This is a genomic window from Pseudomonas argentinensis, assembly GCF_001839655.2.
GTDB lineage: Bacteria > Pseudomonadota > Gammaproteobacteria > Pseudomonadales > Pseudomonadaceae > Aquipseudomonas > Aquipseudomonas argentinensis_B.
In genome coordinates, this window is record NZ_CP056087.1 from 4,610,885 (window position 1) to 4,630,276 (window position 19,392).

The window sequence follows — 19,392 nt, forward strand, 5'->3', positions numbered from 1 at the left end:
GATGGAACGCGCCTATATCGGCCTGGGCAGCAACCTGGCCGAACCCGCCGAGCAGTTGCGCCAGGCACTCGTGGCGCTGGAGCAGCTGTCGCACACCCGCCTGGCAGCGGTGTCTTCCTTGTATGTCAGCGACTCGCTGCTGCCCGGCCAGCCCCGCTACACCAACGCCGTCGCCGCCCTGGATACCGAGCTGCAACCGCTGCAGTTGCTCGATGCCCTGCAGGCCATCGAGCTGGATCAGGGCCGCGAGCGCATTGAGCGCTGGGGGCCGCGCACCCTGGATCTGGACATCCTGCTGTTCGGCCAGCGGCTGATCGACGAGCCACGCCTGCGCGTGCCGCACTACCATATGCACGCCCGCGCCTTCGTGCTCTATCCCCTGGCGGAGATCGCCACCGACGATCTGCAACTACCCGACGGCCGCCCCCTCAGCGAGCTGCTGGCGGCCTGTCCATTCGAGGGCCTGGAGCGTCTCACGCCCTGACGCCAGTGGCCGTGCCCCTAGCGGTAACGTCGTAACAGCGCGGTAACACATTCGATTGACTTGCGCCCCTGCCATCGGGACTATAGCCACCCATTGCCCCTGCCGGGGCCACATTGAAGCAGCCCCGCTGCCCCTTCGATGCCAACGTGAACCTGCTCCACGAGAGCCTGCATGAACAGGCCCGCACAGGTTCCGAGTGAGGATACGTTCATGCCTGATGTAACCCTGACCACCCTGCGCGCTCTCAAGCAGAAGGGTGAGAAAATCACCATGCTGACCTGTTACGACGCCACCTTCGCCGATGCCTGCAGCAAGGCCGGGGTCGAAGTGCTGCTGATCGGCGACTCGCTGGGCATGGTGCTGCAGGGGCATGACAGCACCCTGCCGGTGAGCATGGCCGATACCGTCTACCACACGGCCAGCGTCAAGCGCGGCAATGCCGGCGCGCTGATCGTCGCCGATCTGCCGTTCATGGCCAATGCCACCCTGGAGCAGACCCTGCACAACTCGGGCCTGCTGATGCAGGCCGGCGCCCACATGATCAAGGTCGAAGGCGCCGCCTGGCTGGCCGAGTCCATCAGCAAGCTGGCCGAACGTGGCGTGCCGGTATGCGCCCACATGGGCCTGACGCCCCAGGCGGTGAACATCCTCGGCGGTTACAAGGTCCAGGGCCGTGAACACCACCAGGCGCGCCAGATGGTCGCCGATGCCATCGCCCTGGAACAGGCGGGCGCCGCCATGCTGTTGCTCGAATGCGTGCCGAGCGACCTGGCCGGCGAAATCAGCCGCACGGTGAAGGTACCGGTGATCGGCATCGGCGCCGGCCCGCAGACCGACGGCCAGGTGCTGGTGCTGCACGACATGCTCGGCCTGTCGCTGAGCGGCCGGGTGGCCAAGTTCGTGAAGAACTTCATGAGCGGCCAGGCGAGCATCCAGGATGCCCTCTCTGCCTATGTAAGAGAGGTCAAGGCGGTCAGCTTCCCCGCCGCCGAGCACGGATTCTCCGCATGAACACCATCAAGACCGTGCGCGAGCTGCGCGCCGCCGTCGCCCAGGCCCGTAAGGAAGGCAAGCGGATCGGCCTGGTGCCGACCATGGGCAACCTGCACGCCGGCCACGCCGCCCTGGTGGAAAAAGCCGCGCAGCGCGCCGATTTCGTGGTTGCCAGCATCTTCGTCAACCCGATGCAGTTTGGCCTTGCCGAGGATCTCGACAAGTACCCGCGCACCCTGCAGGCCGACCAGCAGCGCCTGGTCGACGCGGGCTGCCATCTGCTGTTCCACCCGGATGTCGAGGAAATGTACCCCGGTGGCATGGGCGAGCAGACGCGGGTCAGCGTGCCCGGCGTGTCCGAAGGTCTGTGCGGTGCCAGCCGCCCCGGGCATTTCGAAGGCGTGGCCACCGTGGTGACCAAACTGTTCAACATGGTGCAACCGGATCTCGCCATATTCGGCCAGAAGGACTTCCAGCAACTGGCGGTGATCCGCACCCTGGTGCGCGACCTGAACATGCCGATCGAAATCATCGGCGAGCCGACGGTACGCGCCGAGAGCGGCCTGGCGCTGTCCTCGCGCAACGGCTACCTCAGCGACGATCAGCGGGCGACCGCCAGCGTACTCTATCGCTCGCTCAAGCATATCGCCCAAGCCATCCAGGGCGGCGAACGCGATCTGCCCAAACTGCTTGCCGACGCCCAGCGCCAGCATGCCGCTGCGGGCCTGCGCGCCGATTACCTGGAAGTGCGCGAGGCCCAGAGCCTGCGCGCGGTCAGCCCTGGCGATCGCGAACTGGTGGTGCTGGTGGCGGCTTACCTGGGTAACACGCGACTGATCGACAACCTGAGTTTTACCCTGGATCAGGGCTACTGAAACCGTTCTGCACGCGTACACTGAAAAGCCCGGACAATCAGCCGGGCTTTTTAATGCTTGAGTCTCTAGCAAACCGCCAACCGAAGCCTCAACAAGGATGCCCCATGGCGTATCACCATCAGCCGCTCGATGTTCTTGCCCTTCCCACCTGGCAGGCGCTGCAGCAGCACCGCCAGGCCATGCAGCATTTCAGCATGCGCGATGCCTTTGCCGCCGACCCACGGCGTTTCGAGCAGTTTTCCCTGAGCAGCTGCGGGCTGTTTCTCGATTATTCGAAGAACCTGGCCAACGACCAGACCATCGCCCTGCTGATGGCATTGGCCCGCGAAGTCGGTCTTGAGCAGTCGATCCGCGCCATGTTCGACGGCGAGAAACTCAATGCTTCGGAAGGCCGCCCGGCGTTGCACACCGCCCTGCGCCGGCCGCTGGGCGACAAGGTGCTGGTCGACGGCGTCGATGTGATGCCCCAGGTGCAGCGCGTGCTGCAGCAGATGACCGAGCTGGTCGGGCGCATTCACAGCGGCCTGTGGCGCGGCTATACCGAGAAGCCGATCACCGATGTGGTGAACATCGGCATCGGCGGCTCCTTCCTCGGCCCGCAGCTGGTCTCCGAGGCACTGCTACCATTCGCCCAGCGCGGCGTGCGCTGCCATTACCTGGCCAATATCGACGGCAGCGAGTTCCATGAGCTATCGGCCAAGCTGCAGGCGGAAACCACCCTGTTCATCGTCTCGTCGAAATCCTTCGGCACCCTGGAAACCCTGAAGAACGCCCAGGCGGCGCGCGGCTGGTATCTGGCCCAGGGCGGCTCGGAGGCCGAGCTGTACCGCCACTTCATCGCCGTGTCGAGCAACCGCGAGGCAGCGGTGAGCTTCGGCATCCGCGAGGAAAACATCTTTCCGATGTGGGACTGGGTGGGCGGGCGTTATTCGCTGTGGTCGGCCATCGGTTTGCCGATCGCCCTGTCCATCGGCATGTCCAACTTCAAGGAGCTGCTGGCCGGCGCCTACAGCATGGACATGCATTTCAAGACCGCGCCGTTCGAGCAGAACATGCCGATCCTCCTGGCCCTGCTGGGCATCTGGTACGGCAACTTCTGGGATGCCCAGAGCCAGGCGATCCTGCCCTACGACCACTACCTGCGCAACATCACCAAGCACCTGCAGCAGCTGGACATGGAGTCCAACGGCAAGCGCGTGCGCCAGGATGGCAGCCCGGTGGGTGGCGCCACCGGCCCGGTGATCTGGGGCGGTGTGGGCTGCAACGGCCAGCACGCCTACCACCAGTTGCTGCACCAGGGCACCCAATTGATTCCGGCGGACTTTATCGTGCCGGTGGTCAGCTTCAATCCGGTTGCCGACCACCACCAGTGGCTGTACGCCAACTGCTTGTCGCAGAGCCAGGCGCTGATGCTCGGCAAATCCCGCGAGGAGGCGGAAGCCGAACTGCGCGCCAAGGGCATGGGCGAGGACGACGTGCAGCGCCTGGCGCCGCACAAGGTGATTCCCGGCAACCGGCCGAGCAATACCCTGGTGCTGGAGCGCATCAGCCCGCGTCGTCTCGGCGCCCTGGTGGCGCTGTACGAGCACAAGGTGTTCGCCCAGAGCGCCATCTGGGGCATCAACGCCTTCGATCAGTGGGGCGTGGAGCTCGGCAAGGAGCTGGGCAAGGGGGTCTACTCGCGCATGGTCGGCAGCGAGCAAGCCAGCGCCGAAGACGGCTCCACCCAGGGGCTGATCAACTACTTCCGTGGTCGCCACCGCGGCTGATATTTGTTGCAGGCGCCCATTGCCGGCGCCTGCAATACGTTGAACCACTCTTGGTCTCGCCCTAAAACTTGGCTGCTACCCTTAGTGTCTATTGCAGACATATAACAACAAGGGTAACCCGCCATGTCTCTCCCCCATCGCTACCCCGTCAGTGACGCCGCCCGCCAGCGTACCCACCTCGACGACGCCAGCTACCAGCGCCTCTACCGCCAATCGGTCGACGACCCGCGGACCTTCTGGAGTGAGCAGGCCAAGGCCTTTCTCGACTGGTTCAAACCCTGGGACCAGGTCTGCAGCGGCAGCCTGAGCCGGGGCGACATCCGCTGGTTCGCTGGCGGCAAGCTGAACATCAGCCACAACTGCATCGACCGCCACCTGGCCAAACGCGGTGATCAGGTGGCGTTGATCTGGGAAGGCGACGACCCGAAGGACTCGGCCCGCATCACCTACAAACAGCTACACGAGCAAGTCTGCCGCCTGGCCAACGTGCTGAAGAGGCGCGGCGTGAAGAAAGGCGACCGGGTGTGCATCTACATGCCGATGATCCCCGAGGCGGCCTACGCCATGCTCGCCTGCACCCGTATCGGTGCGGTGCATTCGGTAGTGTTCGGCGGCTTCTCCCCGGACGCCCTGCGCGACCGTATTCTGGATGCCGATTGCCGCACGGTGATCACCGCCGATGAGGCGGTGCGCGGCGGCAAGCTGGTCCCGCTCAAGGGCAACGTCGACAAGGCCCTGAACAGCTGCCCAGACGTGTCCACCGTGCTGGTGGTCAAGCGCACCGGCAACCCCGTCGACTGGGATCAGAAGCGCGACCTCTGGTACGGCGAGGCCGTGCAGCAGGTAGGCGCCGACTGCCCCGCCGAGCCGATGGACGCCGAAGACCCGCTGTTTATCCTCTACACATCGGGCAGCACCGGCAAACCCAAGGGTGTGCTGCACAGCACCGCCGGCTACCTGCTGCAGGCGGCGATGACCCACAAGTACGTGTTCGACTACCACAACGGCGACATCTACTGGTGCACCGCCGATGTCGGCTGGGTCACCGGGCACAGCTACATCGTCTACGGCCCGCTGGCCAACGGCGCCACCAGCCTGATCTTCGAGGGTGTGCCCAACTACCCGGACACCTCGCGCTTCTGGCAGGTGATCGACAAGCATCAGGTGAACATCTTCTACACCGCGCCGACCGCCCTGCGTGCGCTGATGCGTGAAGGCGAGGCACCGGTGAAGAAAGCCTCGCGCAGCAGCCTGCGCCTGCTCGGCAGCGTTGGCGAGCCGATCAACCCGGAAGCCTGGGAGTGGTACTTCAAGGTGGTCGGCGAGCAGCGCTGCCCCATCGTCGACACCTGGTGGCAGACCGAGACCGGCGCCATCATGATCACCCCGCTGCCCGGTGCCACCGACCTCAAGCCGGGCTCGGCGACCCGCCCGTTCTTCGGCGTGCAACCGGTGCTGCTCGACGAACAGGGCAAGGAGATCGACGGCCCAGGCGCCGGCGTGCTGGCGATCAAGGCCAGCTGGCCGAGCCAGATCCGCAGCGTGTACGGCGACCACCAGCGCATGCTGGAGACCTACTTCACCGCCTACCCCGGCTACTACTTCAGCGGTGACGGCGCGCGCCGCGACGAGGATGGTTACTGGTGGATCACCGGGCGCATCGATGACGTGATCAACGTCTCCGGCCACCGCATCGGCACCGCCGAAGTGGAAAGCGCCCTGGTGCTGCACGACGCCGTGGCCGAAGCCGCCGTGGTCGGCTACCCCCACGACGTCAAGGGCCAGGGCATCTACGCCTTTGTCACCGCCATGAACGGCGTCGAGCCCAGCGACGAGTTGAAGAAAGAGCTGCTCAGCCTGGTCGGCAAGGAAATCGGCAGCTTCGCCAAGCCGGAGCTGATCCAGTGGGCGCCGGGCCTGCCGAAGACCCGCTCGGGCAAGATCATGCGCCGCATCCTGCGCAAGATCGCCTGCAACGAACTGGACAGCCTCGGTGATACCTCGACCCTGGCCGACCCGGCGGTGGTCGACAGCCTGGTGGCCGAGCGGCTCAACTCCTGACGACCGCTCCCGGGCGCTCTAGGGCCTGTTAACACTGCCGCACGACCGCGCCGGAGCCCGGCATGGAGCGCCGCGATACCCGGCACATCCGCCATTGTGGCCGGACTTGTGGCCAGCATCCGCGCGCATTAGGCTCGCGCCATGGAAATCATTCGCCGCCGTATCGAACAGCAAGCCCTGAGCCTGAGCGGCATTTCTCTCGGCCAGATCGACTTCGAAAACCCCAAGGGCGACCCTGGCCTGTTCGGCCCGGAGGCGGTGTGCTGGCGTATCCACGGCGACTTCACCAGCATGCTGATCGGCGGTATCACCGCCCTGCTATTGCAGGCACTGCATCCGCTGGCGCTGGCCGGGGTCTGGGATCACTCCAATTTTCGCGAAGACCTGCTCGGCCGTTTGCGCCGCACCGGCCAGTTCGTTTCCGGCACCACCTTCGCCAGCCGGGCCGACGCCGACTGGCTGATCGACAAGGTCAGGCGCATCCACCTGCATGTGGTCGGTACCGCGCCGGATGGCCGCCCCTACAGCGCCAGCGACCCCGAACTGCTGACCTGGGTACACGTGGCCGAGGTGCACAGTTTTCTGCAGGCGCATTTGCTTTATCTCAATCCGCAGATGAGCGGCGCCGATCAGGATCGCTACTACGCCGAGATCGCCCTGGTGGCCGAACGCCTGGGCGCGCGCGACGTGCCACGCGACCGGGCGCAGATCGACAGCTACCTGCAGCGCATGCGAGGCCAGTTGCAGTGCGACGAACGCTCACGGGAAATCCTGCGCATCCTGCTGGCGGCACCTGCGCCCAGCCGGCTGGCCGCACCGGTTGGCAAGCTGTTTATGCAGGCCGGTATCGACCTGTTGCCGGACTGGGCGCAGCGGATGCTCGACCACCCCATGACGCCGCTGCGCAGCCGCCTGGTACGCAGCGGCGTGCACGGCATCGCGCCGGTCATTCGCTGGGCGGTGCGCAGTGGCTCGCTGCACCGGTCGCGAATTCGCATGGGCCTGCCGCCGTACTGAGCGTCCGGCAAGCCAGGCATGCAACGGGGACCCGGCAGGCGTTCAATGGATTCCGAGGGTGGTAGACTGCGCGCCCCTTTTCCACGAGTCGCCGCCATGCCGTCTCTCGACCAGGCAGTGCGCGCCGCACTCGCCAATCGCCAAGCCCTGATCGCCGAACTGCACGGGCAGCAAACAAACTGCTATCGCCTGTTCCATGGCAGCCAGGAAGGCGCCGGTGGCCTGACCCTCGACCGCTACGGCCCGCAGCTGATGGTGCAGAGCTTTCACCAGACCCTGGGCCGCGACGAGCTGCTGGCCCTGCACGAGCAAGTCGACGAAACCCTCGGGCTGCAGACACTGCTGGTCTACAACGACCGCTCCAGGGGCAACTCGCGCGTCGACCGCAGCGACCTGGTGTACAGCGCCGATGACGACGCGCTGGTCGACCTGGTGGGTCGGGAATGGGGCCTGAACTACCGGGTTCGCGGCCGGCATGCCGGGCAGGACCCACTGCTGTTTCTCGACCTGCGCAACGCCCGCGGCTGGGTGCAGCGCCATAGCGCCGGGAAAAGCGTGCTCAACCTGTTCGCCTACACCTGCGGCGTGGGCTTGAACGCCGCCGCTGGCGGTGCCCGCGAGATAGTCAACCTCGACTTCGCCGAAGGCAACCTGGCGGTTGGCCGGGAGAATGGCGCACTCAACCCGAACCTGCCGGCCATGCAGTACGTGCAATCGGATTACTTCCCGGCGATCCGCCAGTGGGCCGGCCTGCCCATCGCTGCCCGGCGCGGCCAGAAACTGCCGAGCTACCCACGCCTGGAACAGCGCCAGTTCGACCTGGTGTTTCTCGACCCGCCGGCCTGGGCCAAGAGCGCCTTTGGCACCGTCGACCTGCTGCGCGATTACCAGAGCCTGCTCAAGCCGGCGATTCTCGCCACCACCGAAGACGGCACCCTGGTGTGCTGCAACAACCTGGCGAAAGTCGCCATGGAAGAGTGGCGCGAGCAGGTGTTGCGTTGTGCCGCCAAGCTCGGTCGCCCGGTACGCGAGTACGAGCAATTGCAGCCGGCGCAGGACTTCCCTTCGCAGGATGGCAACCCGCCGCTGAAAACCCTGGTTCTGCATTTCTGATAAGCGGCCGCCTCCCGTGGAACCCAGGCCCCATGCCATAATCCAAGGCACTCCCGCCAGGAAGATGAAGCGAAACCATGCCCAAAGGATTGCGCCGCGCCGCCACTGCCCTGTTGATTGCCCTGGGGCTGTACAGCCTGATCGGCTTCCTGATCCTGCCAGGCGTTGCCCTGCGCATCGCCAATCAGCAGTTGGCGAATTACGCCACCCAGCCGGCGCGGCTGGATCGTCTGCAGCTCCACCCCTTTACCCTGGAACTTAAACTGTGGGGCCTGCACCTGGGCGAGCCCGGCAAGGAGCAGGTGGCGTTCGAACACCTGACGGTCGACCTGCAGCTGGACAGCCTGTGGAGCGGCGCCCTGCACCTGGCGGACGTGACCCTGGTCAAGCCGCACACCGAGGTCCGTTTCGCCAAGGACGGCAGCCTGAACCTGGCGCAACTGTTCAAGCTGCCGCCCAGCGAGCCCAAGCCCGACGAGCCGAGCGAGCCGAGCGAGCCGTTTCCCCTGCGTATCGACCGTATCGAACTCGCCGGCGGCAACCTGCGCTTTCAGGACCTGCGCCCCCAGGAGCCGATCGACATCCACTACGACGACCTGAACCTCGAGCTGCACAACCTCAGCACCCTGCCGGACGACAACGCCGACATGACCCTGGTGGCCACCGGCCCGGCCGGTGGGCGCATCGATTGGCGCGGCGAGCTGAGCCTGAGCCCGTTCAGCTCCAGCGGCAACCTGAAGATCACCGACGAGCCCATGCAGGCCTTCTGGCCCTACGTGCGCGACGCCGTACCGCTGGTGCTCGAGCAGGGCGTGGTGAATCTCGCCACCGACTACCGCCTGGACCTGCGTCAGGGCACCGAGCTGACGCTCAGCAACACCCGTATCAAGGCCGCGCCCTTCGCCATGAAAACCCCGGACGGCAAGCCGCTGGTCAAGCTGCAAGCCCTGGAGATCAGCGAAACCTCGCTGGACCTGGCCAAGCAGCAGGTGGTGATCGGCAAGGTGCGCGGGCAGAAGCTCGAAGCCTGGGCTGCCCGCGAAAAAGATGGTGAGCTGGACTGGCAGAAGCTGTTTGCCGGCAAGCCACAGCAGGCGCAAACAGACGATGGCAAACAACCGAACGCCGGCGTCAGCGAGAACGACAGCCAGGCCAGGCCAGCCACGAAAGCGCCCGCCAAGCCCTGGCAGGTGCAGGCCAGGGACGTGCAGCTGCGCGACTACCACGCCCACCTGGTTGACCGTGTGCCGAGCGAGGAAGTCGCCGTCGAACTCGGCCCGCTCAACCTCGACATGCAGAATTTCGACAGCCTGGGCACCTCGCCCTTCACCCTCAAGTTGGATACCGGCGTCGGCAAGCAGGGCAAGCTCGAGGCCCAGGGCCAGGTGCAGCTGAGCCCGACCACCGCCCGCCTGAAGGTCGCCACCCGCAACCTCGATATGCGCCTGGCCCAGGCCTATATCAGCCCCTTCGTGCACCTGGAACTGCGCAGCGGCCTGCTGAGCAGCGATCTCGACGTCGCCCTGACCAGTACCGAGCCCCTGGCGCTGCGCGTGCAGGGCAACGCCCAGGTGACCCAGTTGCATACCCTCGACACGATCAAGGACCGCGACCTGCTGCGCTGGAAGCAGCTCGACCTGGGCGGCATCGATTACCGCCATGGCGAGCGCCTGGACATCGAACGGGTCGACCTGCAGCAGCCTTATGCGCGTTTCATCATCAACGAAGACCTCACCACCAACGTCAACGAGCTGATCATCAGGCAGCCGGCCGGCAATGCCGCGCAGGCGCAGTCGTCCGCTGCGGCATCCGAGAGCAAACCGCTGGCGATCCGCATCGGCGAGGTCAACCTCAAGGACGGCTCGGCCAACTTCGCCGACTTCAGCCTCCGGCCCAACTTCGCCACCGCCGTGCAGCAGCTCAATGGCCGCATCGGCACCCTCGACAGCACAGGCAACAAGCCTGCTCCGGTGGATATCAGCGGCAAGGTCGACCGCTACGCACCGGTCAGCATCAAGGGCAGCCTGACGCCGTTCGACCCGCTGCAGAGCCTGGACATCGCCACCCGCTTCCGCCAGGTCGAGCTGACCACCTTGACGCCTTACTCCGGCAAGTTCGCCGGCTATCGCATCCGCAAAGGCCGGCTGAACCTGGATCTGCACTACCGAATCAACGACGGCAAGCTCAATGCAGAGAACAAGGTGCTGGTCGAGCAGCTGCAGCTCGGCGAAAAGGTCGACAGCCCGGACGCCGTCGACCTGCCGATCCGCCTGGCCGTGGCCCTGCTCAAGGACACCCAGGGGCGTATCTCCCTGGAGCTGCCCGTACAGGGCGATCTCAACGACCCGCAGTTCAGCGTCATGCCGATCGTCTGGCAGACCCTGCGCAACCTGGTGCTGCGCACCGCCCAGGCGCCGTTCAAGTTCATCGGCGGCCTGGTCAGCGGCGGCAGCGAGATGGATCTCAGCACCGTGCTGTTCACCCAGGGCAGTGCCGAACTGGACGGCCAGGCCCGCAAAGCCCTCGACACCCTGGCCAGCGCCCTGCAGGAACGCCCGGCCCTGCGCCTGGAAATCGAAGGCGCCGCCGCCCAGAGCAGCGACGGCCCGCCTCTCGCCGAACGGCGCCTGGAGCGCGAGTACCAGGATTACCTGTACCGCATCATGCAGCGTCGTGGTGACCAGGTGCCGGCCAGTGCCGAAGAGCTGGTGGTGCCCGAGGACGAAAAAGCGCCGCTGCTCGAAGGCATCTACCGCGCACGCCTCAAGCAGCAGCCGCCGGCCGACTGGGCCAAACTGAGCGATGAAGAACGCACCGCCAAGCTGCACGCGGCGGTGCTGGCATCCTGGAGCGACAGCCGCGGCCTGCAGCGCCAGCTGGCGCAGGCACGTGCGGCGGCGATCAAGGCCTATCTGGTGGACAATGGCAAACTGGCGGACGAGCGTATCTACCTGCTCGACGTCAACCTGGGCCAGGCCGAACCCGATGGCCGCGTGGCCACCCCCCTTCATCTGGGCAGCGAGTGATGAGCATGAAACGACTGAGTCTGCTACTGGCACTGTGCGCCAGCCCGCTGCTAAGCCACGCCGACACGCTGCGCTGCGGCAGCAAGCTGGTGAACCTGGGCGATCGCACCTTCGAGGTGATGCACAAATGTGGCGAGCCGGCGTTTCGCGATCCGGTCGGCTACACCGTTGGCCCCTACAACCGACGTGAAACCAGTATCGAGGAATGGGCCTACGAGCCCAGCAACGGCATGTTCACCATCCTGACCTTCGAGGGCAATCGGCTGACGCGCATCGAGCGCAAACGCCGGCAATAACCATGATCAAGACACTCATCCCCTGCCCCCTGCTCGTGCTGCTGGCCGGCACCGTCGATGCCGCGACCTGGCGCTGCGGCAGCGCGATCGCCAGCACCGGCGACACCACGGCCGAGGTGCAGGCCAAATGCGGCGAGCCAAATAACCGCGCGTTCGTCGGTTACAAGGAGCAGACCGACAGCTATGGCTTCACCCATGAGGTGCAGATAGAAGAATGGAATTATGGCCCGCGCAACGGCATGAACTACTTCCTGCGCTTTGTGGGCAATCGTCTGGAGCGGATCGACAGCAAGCGCGGCGATTAGCTTGCTGCCCTAAGCGGATAGGCGACGACAGAAGGTCGCCGCCGGAGAGATCCTGGAACCGGCTCAAAGGCTTCAAGCCCAGGTTCGTCAATTTTAGCAGCTAAGTGGCGCAAGCAGCTGCAAGCTCCAAGCTCCAAGCTACAGGTTAAAAGCAGTCCGCAGTGCTCTAGCTTCTTCTTGCAGCTTGAGGCTTGCGGCTTGAAGCTCAATGTCCGCTTCTGCCTTGTAGCAGCCTCTTTCATATCGCCTAAAAGATCGTGGACAGGTTCTTAGCCGCGAGCGGCTTTGACTGCCTGGATATAGGCTTCGGCATTGCGCTGATCCTGGATCAGGGCGATGAAGTCATTGCCGGCGGCGTCCTTGGCATCCAGGTCATAACCGGCCTCGACGAAGAAGCCCAGGAAACGCTCGAAGTCGTGATCGCGCAGGCCACGGTAGGCCTTGACCAGCTTGTGCAGCGAGGGCGGCGTGGCATCGGCCGGTTCCACGGCGAGAAACAGCTTGATCTGCTCATCGCTCACGTCGTCGCCAATCACCTGCTTCTTGTCTTTACGCATCGCTCACTCCAGCCAACCAGAACACACGGGGCCGGCAGTGTAACGCCGGCGCTGCAGCCGCTCAACGCACGACGCGAATACCGACTGCAGCCGGTCTTTGTAACACCGCCGCGCCTCCGTCACCAGCCGACATAGGTCAACACCCAAGCGCCCGGCGCCGCTCTATACTGGCGGCAATCCTCCAGGAAGCGCCACCATGCCCACCCTGTTCGCCGCCTGCCGCCAGAGCCTGCGTAGTGGCTACTCCTGGGCCAGCCTGCGCGGCGACCTGGGGGCCGGCCTCACGGTGGGCATCATCGCCATTCCCCTGGCCATGGCCCTGGCGATCGCCGTGGGCGTGGCGCCGCAACACGGCCTGTACACGGTGCTGGTCGCCGCCCCGCTGATCGCCCTGTGCGGTGGCTCGCGCTTCAATATTTCCGGCCCCACCGCCGCCTTCGTGGTGATCCTCCTGCCGATCACCGGGCAGTTCGGCATCGGCGGACTGCTGCTGTGCACCCTGATGGCCGGGCTGATCCTGATCGCTCTGGGGCTGTTCAAGGCCGGGCGGTTGATCGAATTCGTGCCCTACCCGGTCACCCTCGGTTTCACCGCCGGCATCGGCATCGTCATCGCCACCCTGCAGCTCAAGGACCTGCTCGGCCTGCAATTGGCCGGGCAGCCAAGCCACTACGTACAGCAGCTGCAGATGCTCTGGCAGGCGCTACCCGGCATCCAGCCCGGTGACAGCCTGGTGGCCCTGGCCTGCCTCAGCGTGCTGCTGCTATGGCCGCGGCTGGTGCCGCGGGTGCCCGGGCACCTGGTGGCGCTGACGGCTGGCGCATTGCTGGGCATGGCACTGGAACGGGGCGGTCTGCCGGTGGCGACCCTGGGCGAGCGTTTTAGCTACAGCGTCGGTGGCATCAGCTATCCGGGCATTCCGCCGTTTCTGCCGAGCTTCGCCTGGCCCTGGCAATTGCCGGGCGCCGATGGCCAGCCGCTGCTGCTGTCGTTCGAGCTGATCCGCCAGTTGCTGGCGCCGGCCTTTGCCATTGCCATGCTTGGCGCCATCGAGTCGCTGCTTTGCGCGGTGGTCGCCGACGGCATGACCGGCAGCAAGCACGATCCCAACGCCGAACTGCTCGGCCAGGGCATCGGTAACCTGGTCGCGCCGCTGTTCGGCGGCATCACCGCCACCGCGGCCATCGCCCGCAGTGCCACCAATGTACGGGCCGGCGCCTGCTCACCGTTGGCGGCGATCATCCATGCCGGCGTGGTACTGGCGGCCATCGTGTTTCTCGCACCGCTGTTCAGCTACCTGCCGATGGCGGCGCTGGCCGCCCTGCTGCTGATGGTGGCCTGGAACATGAGCGAAGCCCATCACGTGGCCCACACCCTGCGCATCGCCCCACGCAGCGACGTGCTGGTGCTGCTGACCTGCCTGCTGCTCACGGTACTGTTCGACATGGTGCTGGCGGTGGGCGTCGGCCTGTTGCTGGCGGCCGGGCTGTTCATCAAGCGCATGAGCGAGCTGACCGATGCCCGCAGCCTTCCGCGGTACAGCCATCAGGCGCTGAACGACCTGCCCGAGCACGTGCTGGCGCTGGCCATCCGCGGACCCCTGTTCTTTGGCGCGGCGCAGCGCACGCTGGAAACCCTGCGCCGCCTCGACCCGCATATCCGCGTGGTGATTCTGGATGTCAGCGCCGTGCCGATGCTCGACATGACCGCCCTCGCCGCGCTGCATAGCACCGTGCTGGAATACCGCCAGCAGGACATCGCCCTGATCGTCAGCGGCGCCTCGCCGTCACTGCGCCTGAAGCTGCGCCGGGCCGGCCTGCAGCGAGCCCATGGGCGCCTCAGCTACGCCCGTGATCTAGCCCAGGCACGGGCGATGTGTGAAGGCTGGCCAGGCGACGCCTGAGCCGCGCGCCGGCCAGCCGAAGGGCTTGGAACCTGTTCACAATCTTTCGCCTGGACTTCAGCGCTTTGCCTGCAAAGTGGCGGAAGCGGCCGCAAGCTGCAAGCTGCAAGCTACAAGTTAAAAGCAGTCCGCAGTGCTCTAGCTTCTTCTTGCAGCTTGAGGCTTGCGGCTTGAAGCTCAATGTCCGCTTCTGCCTTGTAGCAGCCTCTTTAATGTCGCCTAAAAAGATCGTGAACAGGCTCTCAGAGCCCTTTCACCGCGTAGATGCCCGGGGCGTTGCGCCAGTAGCCCTTGTAATCCATGCCGTAACCGAAGATGTAGCGATCGATGCACGGCAGGCCCACGTAGTCGGCTTTCAGGTCGGGGCGTGCCTTGCGGTCGTGATCCTTGTCGATCAGCACCGCGGTGTGCACGTTGGCGGCACCGGCGTGGTGACAGAAGTCGATGATCGCGCCCAGGGTGTGCCCTTCATCGAGGATGTCATCGATGATCAGCACGTCGCGGTCGATGAACGACACCTCCGGCTTGGCCTTCCAGAACAACTCGCCGCCGCTGGTCTGGTTGCGGTAGCGGCTGGCGTGCAGGTAGCTGGCTTCCAGCGGGAAGTCGAGCTGGGTCAGCAGTTTGCCGGAGAAGATCAGCCCGCCGTTCATCACGCAGAACACCACCGGGTTGCGCTCGGCCAGATCGGCGTTGATGGCCGCCGCGACGCGGGTGATGGCGGCCTCCACGTCGGCTTCGCTGTACAGGCAGTCGGCTTCGGCCATTACCTGGCGGATGTGGGCGAGATCGGCAGACATATCGTGTCCTCATAGGCGGGCTGGCGTGCACCGCATGGGTGGCCCCGGCGCAGGCATTGATCACCGGGTCAGAAAAAAGCCGGCAACGTTACGCATCCGCCCGACAAGGCGCAAGCGCCACCGTCAACACGCGACAGGTGGCATAGCCGTTGCTCGGTGATTATCAAAAGTTCCACATCCACAGCGCCAAGTTGCGATGCAATGCTTTAATCTAGCGTGTTTTTTGCCCATTTTTGCCGGAGACCCCGCAATGCCCGTCCTCGAGATCCGCCACCCGCTGATTCGCCACAAGATCGGCCTCATGCGCCGCGCGGATATCAGTACCAAGAACTTCCGCGAACTGGCTCAGGAAGTGGGCGCCCTGCTCACTTACGAGGCGACCAAGGATCTGCGCCTGGAAACCTATGAAATCGAAGGCTGGGCCGGCCCGGTACAGGTCGAGAAGATTTCCGGCAAGAAGATCACCGTGGTGCCGATCCTGCGGGCCGGCATCGGCATGCTCGACGGCGTGCTCAGCCTGATCCCGGGTGCCAAGGTCAGCGCCGTCGGCGTGGCGCGCAACGAAGAAACCCTGCAGGCGCACACCTACCTGGAAAAGCTGGTGCCGGAAATCAACGAGCGCCTGGCGATGATCATCGACCCGATGCTGGCCACCGGCTCCTCCATGGTCGCCACCATCGACCTCTTGAAGAAGGCCGGCTGCAAGGAGATCCGTGCCATGGTGCTGGTCGCCGCTCCCGAAGGCATCAAGGCGGTGAACGAGGCGCACCCGGACGTGCAGATCTACACCGCATCCATCGACCAGCGCCTCAACGAACATGGCTACATCATCCCGGGCCTCGGTGATGCCGGCGACAAGATCTTCGGCACCAAGCAAAAGGACGCCTGATCGATGCACGACGAATACAACGATCCGTTGTGGCGGCAGGTGCTGTCCGGTGCGCAGATGCTCTTCGTGGCCTTTGGCGCGTTGGTGCTGATGCCGCTGATCACCGGCCTGGATCCCAATGTGGCGCTGTTCACGGCGGGCCTGGGCACCATCCTGTTCCAGATCGTCACCGGCCGTCAGGTGCCGGTGTTCCTGGCCTCGAGCTTCGCGTTCATCACGCCGATCATCCTCGCCAAGGGCCAGTTCGGCCTGGCCGAAACCATGGGCGGCGTGGTCGCGGCGGGCTTCGTCTACACCTTTCTCGGCCTGGCCGTGAAGATCAAGGGCACCGGGTTCATTGACCGCCTGCTGCCGCCGGTGGTGATCGGCCCGGTGATCATTTCCATCGGCCTGGCCATGGCACCGATTGCCGCCAACATGGCCATGGGCAAGGCCGGTGACGGCAGTGTGCTGCTGCCCTACAGCACGGCGATGTGGATTTCCATGCCAACCCTGCTGACCACCCTGATCGTCGCCGTGTTCGGCCGTGGCATCTTCCGCCTGGTGCCGATCATCTCCGGCATCCTGGTGGGCTTCGCCCTGTCGATCTACTTCGGCGCCCTCGACCTCGGCCACGTGGCCACCGCGCCCTGGCTGGCCGTGCCGGCGTTCACCGCACCAGCGTTCAACTGGCAGGCGATCCTGTTTATCGTCCCGGTCGCCCTGGCACCGGCCATCGAGCACATCGGCGGGGTGATCGCCGTGGGCAGCGTGACCGGCAAGAACTACCTGAAGAACCCAGGCCTGCATCGCACCCTGCTCGGTGACGGTGTGGCCACCTCGGCAGCGGGTCTGTTCGGCGGCCCACCGAACACCACCTACGCGGAAGTCACCGGCGCGGTGATGCTGACCAAGGCCTACAACCCGAAGATCATGACCTGGGCGGCGATCTTCGCCATCGTCCTGGCCTTCATCGGCAAGTTCGGCGCCATCCTGCAGAGCATTCCGGTGCCGGTGATGGGCGGTATCCTGTGCCTGTTGTTCGGCTCCATCGCTGCGGTAGGGATGAACACCCTGATTCGCCACAGCGTCGACCTCAGCGAAGCGCGCAACCTGGTGATCGTCTCGGTGACCCTGGTGTTCGGTATCGGCGGCGTGCTGATCGGTACCGGCGATGGCCCTGACGACTTCGGCCTCAAGGGCATCGCCCTGTGCGCCATCGTCGCCATCGCCCTGAACCTGATCCTGCCCGGCAATGACGGGTGGAAGAAGAAAAGCGCCGACGAAGCGCCCGACGTCTGAGAGAGAAAGAAAAATGCCCGGTTCTGACCGGGCATTTTTTTACACGCTCTGCGGGGCTCGCTCGCAAAGCCGCTTGAGCGCTGCCACCCAGCTCGGATGGTCGTTCAGGCAGGGCACCAGCTCCAGGCTTTCACCGCCCGCCCCCTGGAACTGCTCACGGCCGCGATCACCGATCTCCTCCAACGTCTCGATGCAGTCGGCCACGAAGGCCGGGCACATCACCAGCAGCTTTTTCACGCCCTGGGCGGCCAGCTCGTCGAGGCGCGCCTCGGTGTAGGGCTCGATCCACTTGTCCTTGCCCAGGCGCGACTGGAAGGAGACCGACCACTGCTCCGGCCGCAGGCCCATGCGCGTGGCGAAGGCTTCGGCGCTGCGCATGCACTGGGCGCGGTAGCAGGTGGCGAGCACCTCGGGCGACGCCGTGCGGCAGCAGTCGGGTCCGCGCAGGCAGTGGCCAGTCGCATCGAGCTTGCGCAGGTGCCGCTCCGGCAAACCGTGGAAACTCAGCAGCAGGTGATCGAACTCCTTTTCCAGGTAGGGCCGGGCGCTGTCGGCCAGGGCCTCGATGTAATCGGGGTCCTGGAAGAACGGCGGCAGGATCGAGAAGCGGATCGGCAGCTTGCGCTCGCGCACCACGCGCTTGGCCTCCTCGATCACCGTGGTGGTGGTGCTGTCGGCGAACTGCGGGTACAGCGGCGCCAGGGTGACCTGGGTGATGCCCTGCCCGGCCAGGCGGGTCAGCACAGTGTCCAGGGACGGCTCGCCATAGCGCATGGCCAGCTCCACCGGCCCCTGGGTCCACTGGCTCTTCATCGCCGCCTGCAGGCGCTTGCTGAGCACGACCAACGGCGAGCCCTCCGGCCACCAGATCGACGCATAGGCGTGGGCCGACTGCGCCGGGCGGCGGATCAGAATCAGCGAGACCAGCAGCCGGCGCAGCGGCCAGGGCAGGTCGACCACGTAGGGGTCCATGAGGAATTGATTGAGATAACTGCGTACATCGGCGACTTCGGTGGACGCCGGCGAGCCGAGGTTGACCAGAAGTAAGGCGTGATCGGTCATGCAATATCCCTTGAAGGTGCCACGATCAGGACCCACCCGGATCGCGAACAGGTGTTAATGAAGGCTCAACAGGTCGACCAGCGCCACGTCCAAGCGGCTGAAGCGGAACTCGAAGCCCGCCTCCTGCGCCCTGACCGGCAAGGCGTGCTGGCCACCAAGCAACAGCAGCGCCATTTCCCCAAGCCCCGCGCGCAAGGCGAAGCCCGGCAACGGCACGATGGCCGGTCGATGCACGGCGTGGCCAAGCTCACTGGCGAATTCGGCGTTGCGCACCGGGTGCGGCGCGCACGCATTATAAGGACCGCTCGCCTGCTCACGCTGCAAGAGAAAATCAATCAGGGCGATTTGATCGGCGATGTGAATCCACGGCATCCACTGGCGTCCATTGCCGATGCGCCCGCCCAGGCCGAAACGAAACGGCGTGACCATGCGCTTGAGAACGCCGCCGTCCCTGGCCAGCACCAGGCCGGTACGCAGCAACACCACGCGGATGCCTAGCGCCTCGGCCTGCTGGGCGCTCTCCTCCCAGGCGATGCACAACTGGGCGGCAAAGTCGGCGCCGGGCTTGGCCTGCTCATCGACGATATGCTCGCCGGCGTCGCCGTACCAGCCCACCGCCGAGCCGGACAGCAGCACTGCCGGCTTCTGCTCGCGGCCCTGCAGCCAGGTCACCAGGCGCTCGGTGAGCCCGATGCGGCTCTCCCACAAGAGCTGTTTGCGCGCCTTGCTCCACGGGCGATCCGCGATAGGCGCACCGGCCAGATTGACCACCGCGTCGAGCGGCTCGTCGCCAACCTCCTCGAGGCGGGAGACGCCACGCACCCGGGTTCCGCAAAGCACCGGCACCTGTTCGGGGCGCCGGCTCCACACGGTCAGTTGATGGCCCTGTTCGGCCCACTGGTGACAGAGCGCCCGACCAATCAGGCCGGTACCGCCAGTAATCAGGATATGCATGGCAGAC

At 65.4% G+C, this 19,392-nt stretch carries 17 protein-coding genes; 13 read left to right on the forward strand and 4 right to left on the reverse strand.

What is annotated here, in order from left to right; genetic code table 11:
* The first annotated feature begins 1 nt into the window (after position 1).
* The 10 genes from folK (at position 2) to SA190iCDA_RS20875 (ending at position 11,939) form a co-directional block, all read left to right on the forward strand.
* On the forward strand, positions 2 to 484 hold the full coding sequence (gene folK / locus SA190iCDA_RS20830; RefSeq protein WP_070887611.1) for a 2-amino-4-hydroxy-6-hydroxymethyldihydropteridine diphosphokinase: 483 nt from the start codon (positions 2 to 4) through the stop codon (positions 482 to 484).
* Between the two features lie 210 nt (positions 485 to 694).
* The gene (gene panB / locus SA190iCDA_RS20835) at positions 695 to 1,495 is read left to right on the forward strand and encodes a 3-methyl-2-oxobutanoate hydroxymethyltransferase (RefSeq protein WP_070887612.1); all 801 of its coding nucleotides are present in this window, start codon (positions 695 to 697) and stop codon (positions 1,493 to 1,495) included.
* A complete protein-coding gene (gene panC, locus SA190iCDA_RS20840) occupies positions 1,492 to 2,352 on the forward strand; it encodes a pantoate--beta-alanine ligase (RefSeq protein WP_070887613.1) in 861 nt (286 codons plus the stop codon). Before panB ends, panC begins: the two co-directional genes overlap by 4 nt.
* A 104-nt stretch (positions 2,353 to 2,456) precedes the next feature.
* A complete protein-coding gene (pgi, locus tag SA190iCDA_RS20845) occupies positions 2,457 to 4,121 on the forward strand; it encodes a glucose-6-phosphate isomerase (RefSeq protein ID WP_070887614.1) in 1,665 nt (554 codons plus the stop codon).
* Positions 4,122 to 4,244: 123 nt separating this feature from the next.
* Entirely contained in the window at positions 4,245 to 6,182 is a 1,938-nt protein-coding gene (gene acs, locus SA190iCDA_RS20850) for an acetate--CoA ligase (RefSeq protein WP_070887615.1), read from the forward strand.
* 141 nt (positions 6,183 to 6,323) lie between these two features.
* Entirely contained in the window at positions 6,324 to 7,199 is an 876-nt protein-coding gene (locus tag SA190iCDA_RS20855) for an oxygenase MpaB family protein (RefSeq protein ID WP_070887616.1), read from the forward strand.
* 96 nt (positions 7,200 to 7,295) lie between these two features.
* Positions 7,296 to 8,312, forward strand: a complete 1,017-nt coding sequence (locus tag SA190iCDA_RS20860; RefSeq protein ID WP_070887617.1) for a class I SAM-dependent rRNA methyltransferase — start codon at positions 7,296 to 7,298, stop codon at positions 8,310 to 8,312.
* A gap of 77 nt (positions 8,313 to 8,389) precedes the next feature.
* Positions 8,390 to 11,338, forward strand: coding sequence for a DUF748 domain-containing protein (locus SA190iCDA_RS20865; protein WP_070887618.1), 2,949 nt, complete (start codon positions 8,390 to 8,392; stop codon positions 11,336 to 11,338).
* The gene (locus tag SA190iCDA_RS20870; protein ID WP_070887619.1) at positions 11,338 to 11,634 is read left to right on the forward strand and encodes a DUF2845 domain-containing protein; all 297 of its coding nucleotides are present in this window, start codon (positions 11,338 to 11,340) and stop codon (positions 11,632 to 11,634) included. Before SA190iCDA_RS20865 ends, SA190iCDA_RS20870 begins: the two co-directional genes overlap by 1 nt.
* Before the next feature lie 2 nt (positions 11,635 to 11,636).
* A complete protein-coding gene (locus SA190iCDA_RS20875; RefSeq protein ID WP_070887620.1) occupies positions 11,637 to 11,939 on the forward strand; it encodes a DUF2845 domain-containing protein in 303 nt (100 codons plus the stop codon).
* A 269-nt stretch (positions 11,940 to 12,208) separates the two neighbouring features.
* Here SA190iCDA_RS20875 and SA190iCDA_RS20880 read toward each other — a convergent pair whose 3' ends face one another.
* The gene (locus SA190iCDA_RS20880) at positions 12,209 to 12,496 is read right to left on the reverse strand and encodes a PA4642 family protein (RefSeq protein WP_070887621.1); all 288 of its coding nucleotides are present in this window, start codon (positions 12,494 to 12,496) and stop codon (positions 12,209 to 12,211) included.
* Between the two features lie 196 nt (positions 12,497 to 12,692).
* Here SA190iCDA_RS20880 and dauA point away from each other — a divergent pair, with 196 nt between their 5' ends.
* Positions 12,693 to 14,399, forward strand: coding sequence for a C4-dicarboxylic acid transporter DauA (gene dauA / locus SA190iCDA_RS20885; RefSeq protein WP_070887622.1), 1,707 nt, complete (start codon positions 12,693 to 12,695; stop codon positions 14,397 to 14,399).
* Between the two features lie 242 nt (positions 14,400 to 14,641).
* On the opposite strand, the gene SA190iCDA_RS20890 is transcribed toward dauA, so the two are convergent.
* Complete coding sequence (locus SA190iCDA_RS20890) at positions 14,642 to 15,199, reverse strand: hypoxanthine-guanine phosphoribosyltransferase (RefSeq protein WP_013790053.1); 558 nt, start codon at positions 15,197 to 15,199, stop codon at positions 14,642 to 14,644.
* 250 nt (positions 15,200 to 15,449) lie between these two features.
* Here SA190iCDA_RS20890 and upp point away from each other — a divergent pair, with 250 nt between their 5' ends.
* Together upp and SA190iCDA_RS20900 are read left to right on the forward strand one after the other, a co-directional pair.
* On the forward strand, positions 15,450 to 16,088 hold the full coding sequence (gene upp, locus SA190iCDA_RS20895) for a uracil phosphoribosyltransferase (RefSeq protein WP_013790052.1): 639 nt from the start codon (positions 15,450 to 15,452) through the stop codon (positions 16,086 to 16,088).
* 3 nt (positions 16,089 to 16,091) lie between these two features.
* Positions 16,092 to 17,369, forward strand: coding sequence for a uracil-xanthine permease family protein (locus SA190iCDA_RS20900; protein ID WP_070887623.1), 1,278 nt, complete (start codon positions 16,092 to 16,094; stop codon positions 17,367 to 17,369).
* Positions 17,370 to 17,408: 39 nt separating this feature from the next.
* On the opposite strand, the gene hemH is transcribed toward SA190iCDA_RS20900, so the two are convergent.
* A complete protein-coding gene (gene hemH / locus SA190iCDA_RS20905; RefSeq protein ID WP_070887624.1) occupies positions 17,409 to 18,431 on the reverse strand; it encodes a ferrochelatase in 1,023 nt (340 codons plus the stop codon).
* Between the two features lie 54 nt (positions 18,432 to 18,485).
* Positions 18,486 to 19,385 (reverse strand): TIGR01777 family oxidoreductase, encoded by a 900-nt coding sequence (locus SA190iCDA_RS20910; RefSeq protein WP_070887625.1) that lies wholly within the window; start codon positions 19,383 to 19,385, stop codon positions 18,486 to 18,488.
* Between the last annotated feature and the right edge of the window lie 7 nt (positions 19,386 to 19,392).